General features: G+C 45.7%; 9 protein-coding genes. 6 read left to right on the top strand and 3 right to left on the bottom strand.

Annotated features, from left to right (window positions below; translation table 11 throughout):
• Nucleotides 1-22: 22 nt before the first annotated feature.
• The 6 genes from ACQCVE_RS15415 (at nucleotide 23) to nikC (ending at nucleotide 8,204) form a co-directional block, all read left to right on the top strand.
• Nucleotides 23-1,768: an ABC transporter ATP-binding protein gene (locus tag ACQCVE_RS15415; protein WP_426863334.1), complete on the top strand. Its 1,746-nt coding sequence runs from the start codon at nucleotides 23-25 to the stop codon at nucleotides 1,766-1,768.
• 797 nt (nucleotides 1,769-2,565) lie between these two features.
• Entirely contained in the window at nucleotides 2,566-3,567 is a 1,002-nt protein-coding gene (locus tag ACQCVE_RS15410; RefSeq protein ID WP_426863333.1) for an ABC transporter ATP-binding protein, read from the top strand.
• Nucleotides 3,542-4,510: an ABC transporter ATP-binding protein gene (locus tag ACQCVE_RS15405; protein ID WP_426863332.1), complete on the top strand. Its 969-nt coding sequence runs from the start codon at nucleotides 3,542-3,544 to the stop codon at nucleotides 4,508-4,510. The genes ACQCVE_RS15410 and ACQCVE_RS15405 overlap by 26 nt, the downstream gene beginning before the upstream one ends.
• Before the next feature lie 45 nt (nucleotides 4,511-4,555).
• The gene (locus ACQCVE_RS15400) at nucleotides 4,556-6,160 is read left to right on the top strand and encodes an ABC transporter substrate-binding protein (RefSeq protein ID WP_426846380.1); all 1,605 of its coding nucleotides are present in this window, start codon (nucleotides 4,556-4,558) and stop codon (nucleotides 6,158-6,160) included.
• Between the two features lie 138 nt (nucleotides 6,161-6,298).
• Nucleotides 6,299-7,300: an ABC transporter permease gene (locus tag ACQCVE_RS15395; RefSeq protein WP_426863377.1), complete on the top strand. Its 1,002-nt coding sequence runs from the start codon at nucleotides 6,299-6,301 to the stop codon at nucleotides 7,298-7,300.
• 28 nt (nucleotides 7,301-7,328) lie between these two features.
• Nucleotides 7,329-8,204 carry a nickel transporter permease gene (gene nikC / locus ACQCVE_RS15390; RefSeq protein ID WP_426846424.1) on the top strand — a complete coding sequence of 292 codons (876 nt, stop codon included), beginning with the start codon at nucleotides 7,329-7,331 and terminating at the stop codon, nucleotides 8,202-8,204.
• A gap of 630 nt (nucleotides 8,205-8,834) precedes the next feature.
• Here the strand turns inward: nikC and ACQCVE_RS15385 are convergent.
• The 3 genes from ACQCVE_RS15385 to ACQCVE_RS15375 form a co-directional block, all read right to left on the bottom strand.
• On the bottom strand, nucleotides 8,835-9,911 hold the full coding sequence (locus tag ACQCVE_RS15385) for an FUSC family protein (RefSeq protein ID WP_426846384.1): 1,077 nt from the start codon (nucleotides 9,909-9,911) through the stop codon (nucleotides 8,835-8,837).
• 242 nt (nucleotides 9,912-10,153) lie between these two features.
• A complete protein-coding gene (locus tag ACQCVE_RS15380) occupies nucleotides 10,154-10,948 on the bottom strand; it encodes a protein phosphatase 2C domain-containing protein (RefSeq protein WP_426863331.1) in 795 nt (264 codons plus the stop codon).
• A gap of 75 nt (nucleotides 10,949-11,023) precedes the next feature.
• Nucleotides 11,024-12,082 carry a DUF1835 domain-containing protein gene (locus ACQCVE_RS15375; RefSeq protein ID WP_426863330.1) on the bottom strand — a complete coding sequence of 353 codons (1,059 nt, stop codon included), beginning with the start codon at nucleotides 12,080-12,082 and terminating at the stop codon, nucleotides 11,024-11,026.
• Nucleotides 12,083-12,088 lie beyond the last annotated feature (6 nt).

Here is a 12,088-nt window from a genome sequence, read left to right as displayed (position 1 = left end):
TCGTCATCATGGGGGTTGAATAATGGGTTCAATAAAGCGTTATATGGAATTTGTTAAGCCTTATAAATGGCACATCACGGGGACGGTTGCAATTGGAATCGTGAAATTTGCAATCCCTCTCCTGATTCCGCTTTTAATTAAATATGTAGTGGATGACATTGTCGGAGGCTCTGGTACAGCCGAGGAAAAAACAGAGCATTTATTTACCATTTTAGGTGTGATGTTCGGGGTATTCGTTGTGATGCGGCCGCCTGTGGAGTATTACCGGCAGTATCTCGCCCAGCTGGCTTCAAACAAAATCTTGTTTGATATAAGGGATCAGCTTTTTACCCACCTGCAGAAACTCAGTTTGAAATATTACGCCAACACCCGGGGCGGAGAAATCATTTCCCGGGTTATAAACGATGTGGAACAGACCAAAAACTTTGTCATGACCGGCCTGATGAATGTTTGGCTTGATATTTTAACCATCATCATTGCCATTGCCATCATGCTGACGATGGATATTCCGCTCACACTTGTTTCCATCATGCTTTTCCCGCTGTACGGGTTTTCCGTCAAATTCTTCTATGGAAAGCTTCGTCATCTGACGAAGGTGCGTTCACAGGCACTGGCTGAAGTTCAAGGGCATTTGCATGAACGGGTACAGGGGATGGCGGTTATTCGCAGCTTTGCGATTGAGGACCATGAGCAGCGTCAGTTTGCAGACGAAAACGGCAACTTTCTGCAAAAAGCAATCGATCATACAAGCTGGAACGCCAAAACGTTTGCTGTCGTGAATACCATTACGGATGCAGCTCCGCTCATTGTCATTGCGTATGCAGGGTATCAGGTAATTCACGGACACCTTTCAGTTGGAACGTTGGTTGCCTTTATCGCTTACACTGAACGGCTATACGGACCGCTAAGAAGGCTGATCAATTCCTCCACCCTGCTAACCCAGGCTTTCGCTTCGATGGACCGCGTTTTTGAGTTCATGGATGAACCGTATGATATCCAGGATAAGCCCGATGCAGTTAAAGCGGAGAATGTAAAAGGGCAGCTTCAATTTGATCATGTAACCTTTCAATACGATCAGGAAGAGGCAAAGGTCCTTGACGATGTAAGCCTGGAAGCGAAAAAGGGGGAAACAGTTGCCCTTGTAGGGATGAGCGGCGGGGGGAAATCCACCCTCGTCAGCCTGATTCCAAGATTCTATGATGTGACGGGTGGCAGAATTACGCTTGACGGAAAGGATATCCGGGACTATGAAGCAACAAGCCTTAGAGGTCAAATCGGCATGGTGCTGCAGGATACATTCCTCTTTTCCCACACCGTTAAAGAAAATATCCTAATCGGGAAACCGAACGCAACGGATGAGGAAATGGTTGAGGCGGCAAAAGCAGCCAATGCCCATGATTTCATCATGAAGCTTCCTAAAGGATACGAGACCAGGGTGGGAGAACGCGGAGTGAAGCTATCCGGAGGGCAAAAGCAGAGGGTTTCCATTGCGCGAGTTTTCCTGAAAAATCCGCCGATCCTTGTCATGGACGAAGCAACAAGCGCCCTCGATCTGGAAAGCGAGCATCTTATTCAAGAAGCGCTGGAAAAGCTTTCTAAAGACCGCACCACCTTCATAGTTGCTCACCGTCTTTCCACCATTACCCATGCAGGACAGATTGTGCTGATGGAGCACGGGAAAATAGCTGAAAAAGGAACCCACCAGGAATTGATGGCGAAAAAAGGATTGTATTATAACCTCTTCCAGATTCAGCAGCTTGATTTGTGAAGAGCTAATACGATAAAACTTCATAACTGCGCGCTCGAGCAGGACCACCCCAGAAGGCAATTATGCTGAGGTGGTCTTTCATTTTGAGTAAAGGAAAAGCTGGCTGGAATTTCCGTTTCACTTCCATACGTCAGATCATATAATATGTGATTGAAAAATCACCGTAAAAAGATAATTCAAATTTCCTTTTTTACGTTCTGAAGACTGCATTCGATTTTTTCCAGATGTCATGATTGATCGCTTGAACGCATAATCATAAAGTACCTTATATGGAAAAAATTACTTATTAATATAGGATGATTCTAACAAGATTCAATATAATCCCTTATCCGGATATAGGCTAATACACCCTATTTATTCTGAATATTTACACTAATCAAAAAGTTTGATATATTATTGAAATATAAAGCCGACTTACATTTTCCACTATCTAAAAATTTGCTGTATATTCTACATAATTTTAGTACGGAGCATTCTTATAAGTGTTCGTAAACCTGGCTGTTGTTTGCAGCTAACATCCGTTTACTTATCCAAGAGCGGGGCAGTGGGCCTTCTCTTAGCTTTGCCGCTTTGGGGGACTCGCCAGTCCCGCTCCTCTTAACCCAGAGTCTAACGCCTAGCGCACATCAACTCCATGCATTAGCAAAGCCTTTTGAAAATAGTTTCTTATCAGGGAAAGGCCAAAACCCGGGATGGCCGGCTGAGAAAGCCGGTTTCACGTTTTGCCCTGCCTGCAAAAGCAGGTTAATCCGGTTCTGTTCAAAACCGAATACATAGTCCGAAGGGGGCGATGTTTTTTGAAAAAAAATACAGTTTTGTCCGTCCGCGGTCTTTCAGTAGGATTCAAAAGAGATGCATCTGTTGTGGATGTGGTAAAGTCCATTGATCTTACGCTCAACGAAGGGGAAGTACTGGGGATTGTTGGTGAGTCCGGGTGCGGTAAAAGTGTGGCTTCAATGGCCATGATGGGACTGCTGCCAAAAACTTCTGCGGTTAGAGGTGAAATTTTTTACAAGGACAAAAATCTCCTCAATGAAAAGGAGGCCTCACTCCGGAAAATAAGGGGAAATGAGATGGCGATGATTTTCCAGGAGCCGATGACGTCATTGAATCCGCTCCTGAAAATTGGCGAGCAGCTTATGGAAGCATACAGAATTCATAAGCGATGCTCAAAGAAGGAGGCAAGAAATCAGGCGGTGGAAATGCTGAGACTTGTTGGGATGCCGAGGCCTGAAGCACTGCTCAGCGACTATCCGCACCAGCTTTCAGGAGGCATGCGCCAGCGTGTGATGATTGCAATGGCGATGATATGCAGGCCTGGAGTACTGATCGCTGATGAGCCGACAACGGCATTGGACGTTACAATTCAATCTCAGATTTTAGCTTTGATGAAGGATCTGAATAAAAAAATGAACACCTCTATCCTCCTGATCACTCACGATTTAGGGGTGGTGGCTCAAGTATGTGACCGTGTTGCGATTATGTATGCAGGACAGATTGCAGAAGAAGGAGATGTTAATGCGATTTTTTCATCTCCAAAGCACCCTTATACAAGGGGGCTTCTCCAATCTGTTCCAGATATCCGGACAAAAAAGGAAAAGCTTTTTTCCATCGATGGCCAGGTTCCAAAGCCCGGAAGCATTAAGAAAGGCTGCCCGTTTGCCAACCGGTGTGAATTTGTTCAGCCGGTATGTCTTGAGGAAGATCCGGTCTTGATTGAACACGGCCAGCAGAAGGTTCGGTGCTGGCTCTACAAAGAGGAGGTTGCGTTGCTTGAGTCAGCCATTGCTAGAGATTGAAGACTTAAAAAAAGTGTATACGAGCCACAAAGGGGTTTTAAAACGCACTAGGACTGATGTAACCGCGGTCGATGGCATCGGACTCAGCATAAAAACCGGTGAAACACTGGGAGTGGTGGGAGAATCAGGCTGCGGGAAATCGACACTCGGCCGTCTGATCACAAGACTGACTGAGCCGACTTCCGGAGCGGTCCGGTTCGATGGACAATCTCTCTTTGAACTAAATCAAAGGGAAATGAAGGCAGTCAGGCGGGACATGCAAATGGTGTTTCAGGATCCCTATGCGTCCCTGAATCCGAGGCAGCAGGTTCAGTCCATTTTGGAAGAACCGCTGATCGTCCATAAAATAGGATCCAAGAGTGAAAGAAAAGACAAGGTCGCCGAGATCATGAAAATTGCAGGGTTTGACCCGGACCTCGGAAATAGATACCCACACCAATTCAGCGGTGGGCAAAGGCAGCGGATTGGAATTGCCAGAGCGCTTATGACAAACCCAAAGCTGATCATTGCGGATGAGCCGGTATCAGCACTTGATGTGTCCATTCAGGCTCAGATTCTGAATCTGCTAAAGGAGCTGCAGGGAACCTTTTCACTGACCTATCTATTTATCTCCCATGATCTGGGGGTTGTCAGACATATCAGCGACCGGGTTGCGGTGATGTATCTTGGCAGGCTGGCGGAGCTTTCAGACAGTGAATCAATGTACCGGAACCCGCTGCATCCATATACGGAAGCTCTGCTTTCGAGTGTACCGGTTGCTGAACCTGCAGGAAGGCAGGAACCGATTGTCATAAAAGGAGACATGCCGAATCCCGCCAATCCTCCTGCAGGGTGTGCGTTCCATACCAGATGCCCGAAAGTGATGGACATTTGCAAAAAAGTGAAGCCGGATCTTTTTCCGGCAGGGGAAGGTCGTTTCGCTGCCTGCCATTTGTACGCATGAGCAGCGTGAATGATAGATAAGGCCAACACAATAGGGGGGAAACAAATGGTGAGAAGGAAAAGTTCCAGGGTTGCGGTCATTTTCATTCTTATTCTTTCACTCGTGCTATCCGCATGCAGCAATTCAGCCGGCGGGGATGGCGAAGGCGGAGAAAAAGCAAACGGGAAAGATACGCTCATTTATGGAAGGGGCGGGGATTCCACTTCACTCGATCCGATTACGACAACTGAAGGGGAAGCATTTAAGGTAACAGAGAATATTTATGAAAGTCTATTAAGCTACAGCGAAAAAGATACAACGATTGAAGCTGGTCTTGCGGAGAAATGGGAAACCTCCGAAGATGGTCTGACTTATACCTTCCAATTGCGGAAAGGGGTTAAATTTCACGATGGCACGGATTTTAATGCAGAAGCCGTTGTATTCAATTTTGACCGCTGGATGAACGGAGATGCAGAAAAATTCCCGTATTATACAATGTTCGGAGGCTTTAAAAAGGATGAAGGACATGTCATTCAGGAAGTGAAGGCGGTGGATGAACATACTGTAGAATTTAAACTGAAGCGTCCGCAGGCACCATTCCTTAAAAATGTAGCAATGTCTCCATTCGGAATCGCCAGTCCCGCTGCGGTTGAAAAATATGGTGATGATTTAAGAGCAAACCCTGTCGGTACAGGCCCCTTTAAGTTTGTCGAATGGAAAGCTAATGACCGGATTGTGCTTGAGAAATACGAGGATTACTGGATGGAAGGCTTTCCAAAGCTGAAACAGGTCGTATTTAAAACCATTCCGGAAAATTCAGCAAGGCTGAATGCCCTGCAAACAGGAGAAATTGATTTAATGGATGGCTTAAATCCATCTGATCTTTCTAAAGTAAAAGGCGATCAAAATCTTCAGCTGTTTGAACGGCCTTCCATGAACGTAGGGTATGTAGGGTTAAATGTGACAAGGAAGCCGCTTGATAATAAGCTGGTCAGACAGGCGCTAAACCATGCAGTCGACAAAAAAGCCATTATTGACTCTTTCTACGGAGGTTTTGCTGAGCCCGCGAAAAACCCGATGCCTCCATCACTCGAAGGATATGATGATTCGATTGAAGAATATCCATATGATCCTGAAAAAGCAAAGGCTTTGCTCAAGGAAGCAGGCTTTGCGGATGGATTTGAAATGGAGCTGTGGGCCATGCCGGTAGCGCGTCCCTATATGCCGGAAGGAATGAAAATTGCCGAGGTGCTGCAGTCAAGCTTTGAAAAAATCGGTGTTAAATCTAAGATCGTAACGTATGACTGGCCGACGTACCTGGATAAAGCCAGCAAGGGGGAGGCCGACTCGTTCCTGCTGGGCTGGACGGGAGACAATGGAGATCCGGACAACTTCATTTATACCCTTCTGGATAAAGACAGTATTGGAAGCAACAATTACACTTACTACGGTAATCCGGAGCTGCATGACATTCTGATCGAAGCACAGACAGAGACGGACCAGGAAAAACGCAACGAGCTTTATAAAAAAGCTCAAGCGATTGTGCACGATGAATCCCCTTGGATACCGCTTGTCCACTCAACACCGATGATGGCAGGGATGTCGGATATCGCTAACTTTGTTCCGCATCCAACAGGCACGGATCTCTTTACAAAAGTCGAATTTAAGTAACGTATGAAAAGGGAGGAGTGCAAGCTCCTCCCTTTTTTAAAACGCTGACCATCAGATCGCTTGACGGCTGCGAAGATTCACCGACTCTCATCAAAAGGAATAATCGTGTCTGAAAACATAATGGAAGGAGATGCGGGTATGCTGTCTTATTCCCTTAAGCGCATCGGAATGCTGGTGCCGGTTCTGCTTGGTATGACCATCATCGTTTTTGCCATCATACGGGCCATTCCCGGGGACCCGGCCCAGGTTATTTTAGGGCAAAGGGCAACAGAGGAAGCCGTCCACCAGCTGACGGTAAAACTTGGACTTGATCAGCCCGTTTATATGCAGTATGGTTCTTATCTGCTTGATTTGCTCTCAGGAAATTTAGGAGAATCCATCCGTACCGGAGAAGCCATTACAAAAGAAATAATGCCCTATCTGGCAGCCACTGCTGAGCTGACTGTATTTGCAATGGTGATTGCCATCGCAGTCGGGGTCAATGCGGGAATCATCAGCGCCTGGTTTCAGCGGTCCTGGTTCGACTACCTTGCTATGATGATCGCACTGATCGGAATTTCCATGCCGATTTTCTGGCTTGGATTGATGGAACAATGGTTCTTCTCCATTCAGCTTGACTGGCTGCCCACAACAGGCCGGGAAAATATCCGGAATCCTGTTGATTCCATCACAAATTTATATTTAATCGACACCCTTATTCAAGGGAGATTCGATCAGTTTGGGGAAGTATTTAAGCATTTAATCCTTCCGGGCACCGCACTGGCGACAATTCCGATGGCGATTATCGCAAGAATTACCCGTTCAAGCATGATTGAAGTGCTGAATGCTGATTACATAAGGACTGCCCGTGCAAAGGGCTTAAGAATGAGCTGGGTCGTATACCGCCATGCATTGAAGAATGCCGTTATTCCGATTTTGACAGTCATTGGCCTGCAGACCGGCCTGCTGCTCGGCGGAGCCATCCTCACTGAGACCATTTTCGGCTGGCCGGGCCTCGGACGATATGTTGTGGAAGCCATCGGCTACCGCGATTATCCGGTCATCCAGTCTGGAATCCTGGTCATTGCACTCATCTTTGTACTAGTCAATCTGGTCGTGGATCTGCTGTATGCAGCCATAGATCCTCGTATTAAATACTAAGGAGGGGATCATCTTGGGAGAACCGCAGCTGACGGCACCTGTTCAGCCTCACGAAGAAAAACCGCTAAGCCCGTTTCAGGAAGGACTCCGCTCGTTTGTAAAAAACAAAATCGCGGTGGCAGGTACAGGGATTGTCCTGTTTTTTATCCTCGTTGCGATTTTGTCGCCGCTGATTGCACCTTACGGGATTAACGAGCAGGACTTAACCAAACGCCTTTTGCCGCCTTCATCAGAGCATTGGCTTGGCACAGATGACTTTGGTAGGGATATTTTCTCAAGAGTCGTCCATGGAGCGAAAATATCATTATTTGTCGGTTTTTTCGCTGTCCTCGGCTCCGTAATCATTGGCTGCCTTCTCGGGATCATTGCCGGCTATTATGGCAAATGGGCAGACACTATTATTTCAAGGCTGTTTGATATTATGCTCGCCTTCCCTAGTATTCTGCTTGCCATTGCCATTATTTCTGTTCTCGGTCCATCGCTGCAAAATGCATTAATCGCCATCGCTATTATAAACATCCCGAACTTCGGGCGCCTTCTTCGTGCTAAAGTACTGAGCGTGAAAGAGGAGGACTATATAATGGCCGCCAAATCAATTGGGATGAAGGATTCGCGCATCCTGCTGAGGCATGTCCTGCCAAACAGCTTTTCTCCAATCATTGTACAGGCAAGCTTGGCGGTTGCTACAGCCATCATTGAAGCAGCTGCCCTTGGTTTTCTTGGCCTGGGCGCTCAGGCCCCGAGCCCGGAATGGGGAAAAATGCTTTCAGATTCCAAGCAGTATTTGATTCAGGCACCCTGGACAATGGTCTTTCCCGGCCTGGCCATTATGCTGACGGTCCTCGGGTTTAATCTAATGGGGGACGGACTGAGAGATGCTCTTGACCCAAAATCAAAGAACTGATCGAGTTTGATTAAGATGGAATCCGGTTAAGCGGACAGGCTTTGCCGGATTTTTTCTTTTTGGAAAAGGTTTTGTTAAAGCATGGTTTTCCTGATCACAGGGTTCGGTAGCCGGATTACGTACAGCCATCGTCGTGAGATTTTTGATGAATTTTGTCGAAAAGTCTTTATATCGAAAGTACGGACAATAAATGACCGGATACGGACAATATAATTTTATTTCGGACAATAAATGACCGGATACGGACAATAAATGACCGAATACGGACAATAAAAAAAATTCCGGCCGATAGCCCGTTTAATTCCTCTAAATATTAAGGGTGAATTCGTTCATTATACGATCATTTCGTTACATTAAATTAAAATTCAGCTGATCTCCTCTTAGTAAGTGCCTTTCAGCAGCGAAAAAATAATCAAAACAGGCTGAACATAACTCCATCTTAACGCCCTCCTAGGCGAAGCGGCTACAGACAAGTTCGCAACTGTAAGAATTGAATCGAAAATGCAGCTTCAAACCAAGGAATGCAGAATTAATTTGTCATATTTGCAGGCAAAAAATACAGATCCCCGGTAAAAATGGATGCATAAAAAAATCGAGTACAAAATCTATGTGATTTCGTACTCGATTGTATTATTCTTTCGTCTCGCTGATCTCGATTTCATTTTCATCCTTATGGTAGCTCTGAAAGCTGTTGATCAAAGTATCAAGGTGTTCGAGCTGCTCGCTGTAGTCAAGAATGTTTGCTACGAGCGGAAGCATGTGGTAGAAGCAGGCGGGATCATGGCATTGATTCTGATATTTCATGAATTCATCCACGAGATCCCGTTTATGAAATAAACCTTCCTGTATCAATTCATTCGGTGTTTCCGTTTTGATTTTGCCGATAAATTTCAGTAAAATGCGTTCGTGATAGCTGAGCAGATAATCAAGCTCCGTTATAATGATTTGCTGAAGCTCCGGAGAGGTCATATGCAGTTCATTTTCCAAACGGTGGAGCTTTTTAAGCGTGTCCAGAGATTTATTGGTGGTCAGCAGCATTTGTCTGAAAAGAACAAGTTTACGGGATTTTACAAGCGTATTTCTTCGAAAGTAATTACGCTCTTCTTTATAAAGAAGATAGAGCTGATCGAGCTGCATCATGTTTTCCTTCAGCCGTTCAATATCCTCTTTGAGGACACTGTGCTCAGAAGCCTGACGGATATTGATCCGGATCCATTTCAGAATTTCCTCTGTACTGTCAGAAATCCGGTAATACAATTTTGTCTCGTATTTAGGCGGCAGGAAAACGAGATTGACAACAAATGCTGAAAATACCCCAAGCATAACTGTGCAGAAACGAAGAAGGGCAAATTCAAGAAAGTTTTCTCCCGGTGTTTCCATAATGGCGATTACCGTCACGAGCGCCACTGGAATGGTGTTCTGGATTTTGAGCTTCAGGTTGATGGAAATGACGATGACTGCCGTCAGTCCGATAATGAATGGGTGGGGTCCGAAAATCAATCCGAAAATAGCCGCAAAAGCTGCTCCGATAAAGTTCGCCTGAATTTGTTCAATAACGGATAAATAAGATCGGTAAATCGTTGGCTGAATGGCAAAAATCGCTGCAATTCCGGCAAAAACGGGGGACTGCAGCTGCAGCAGAGACGCTACCCATAAAGCAATGGTAATTGCGATCCCTGTCTTTAAAATTCGGGCACCGAGTTTCATAAAAGTTAGGGTTACATTCCTTTCAAAAGTGTTTAAGTAAACAACTACGTAATATACAAGGTTTATTACGATTATTCAAGATACTATTTCCCATTTTTCTGAATTTCATAACACTGCACCCATTCACCGGCCTATTCTAGAACCTCGGGATCCCTAAACGGGCAAGGATGGGAGCCTTTTCAATGAGAAAATGTATTTTCGTAAAATAAATCCGGATTTTTACATAAGAGCTCAGTTCAGCTTCATTTTATTAAATCACTCGGCATACTGCCTTCTTCAGAAATGTCTGCGATCCATGAAAGATGGGTACAGCTGTCGCGGATGTGAAAATCGTGTGCCTGCTGCAGAAGAATTCTCATTCCGTCTTCAATTGTCCGGTTTTGAAACTCTTTGAAAATGGCTTCAGGTTTATTATAGGGAAGCTCCGGGCATTCAAGAAGGCCATCCGTAGCGAGAAAAATATGGTTGCTTCCTTTTCTTAACTCCTTCACACCTGTGCTGATGCAAGGTACGGGAAGTTCAAAGGTATTAACCTGACCGACCCACTCATAAAAACTGCGGTGATTTTGCTGGTACTCCCCGAGGGCGGCTAGCTCCGGATGGTAAAGGTGGAGGACGCAGTCACCAATCGAAAACCAAAACAAATACTTATCCTTTCGAACAGCAATCAGACAGGCCGTCTCACCCTCCACCTCCCGGCAGGCTGCAAGAAAATCAGGGTGAGTAAAAAAATCTGCCAGAAACAAAGGCAGCTCCTTTAAAGCGGTACCTGCGGGCATGGTTAAAATCGCCCTTACCTCCTGTTCAGCCTTACTGAACTCCCGAACAGCCAGCTCCGCACTTTCTGCTGATTTATGTGCATCCAGGATCATCCCAAGCTCCCAGTCTTCTCCTATATAAATGAGACACCCGTCTTCGTTCTTATACTGACCGGCTTTTGAGCTGCCTCCAAAAATGCCGGCTGCTACAGGTCCGATGGAAAATACGGCAGGTTCGTCTATATATAGGTGATCCCTTCCTGTCCAAGAAAAGTTCATAGTGATTTCCCCCCTTATGAATGTCCTCTCAAACTTTATCTCTTATGTTTCAAAAACGATAAAACCGAGCGGACCTTATTGGCCGATTCTGCTGGCTCTCCTTTCCCGGCGCCGGACGCTGTATAATCTCATTGCTTGCGGGACACCTTTGATTTCAAGGTGGCCGGTATAGATGAGCTGTCTGAGTCTGTACTCCAGAAATGAGTCGCCGATGTATTGGTCCAGACTTCCAAAAACCTCACCGATGACACGGGCGGATTTATGAAATAAGGTTTGAGGATCTTCAGCATGGAGTTTCTCCGCTGCTTCTAACAGAAGAGCATCATAGCAATCTTCTTCTGCAAATTGAAATTCCCCATTGCTCCACAATCTTAAGCTGCCTGTACTTTTTGCCAGTTCTGCCCACTCCGTAGCATAGTTCCTTCGTTCTTCATCTGTCAGAGGAGGCAGCGTTTGATTGTTCTCATACATCCTGATCAATTTTTCGGGAATCAGTTCTCCCGAATGAAGCAGTTCAAAGTTTCCCTCTTTTATTGGCTGGAACAGCTTGTTTGGATTCAAATGCCGGATAGAGTGATTTTTGTCTTTTAATAGATACAGGGACAATCGCAGCCCGGCTTGCTCATGGGCATTTTCCCCAGCCCAAATCCAGACAGGCGTTTTCTCAGGGATGGAATTAATCTCTGCCAGTGCTTCGATAAGGCGATGTTTCTCCATCTCCCGATCTTCGTCATTTTCAAATAGGAAGCGCTCCTCGATCCATTCCTGCCGGTTTCCAATTCCGGACTCCTCATGGAGGTTCCATACCGGTCCAACGGAAAGGAGGGCAGGTACCGTAATGATTTTCTGTTGACGGATGCTCCCAGTCTCGTTAAAAGCCGCATACAGGCTGCCCCCAATAGAATCGCCGAAACAGATATGAACCGCATGAAAGGGGAGGACGGGAAGGGTTTGCCCTTCTTTGAAACGCAGGAAATCTTGATAAAAACGAAGGAGATATTCAAATGATTGCTCCTTATTCATCGAATGTTCTTCAGCCATTTCCAATCTCATAAAGACGTGATAAAGGAAAGACCTGACTTCGTCCTCAGGAAGCTCCCTTACCAGTTTTTTTAGTTTAATGTATTTTTCCATTGCTGC

Origin of the sequence: Metabacillus sp. 113a, assembly GCF_050107635.1 — a bacterium.
Classification (GTDB): Bacteria; Bacillota; Bacilli; order Bacillales; family Bacillaceae; genus Metabacillus_B.
This window is presented reverse-complemented; position numbering and strand designations above follow the sequence as displayed.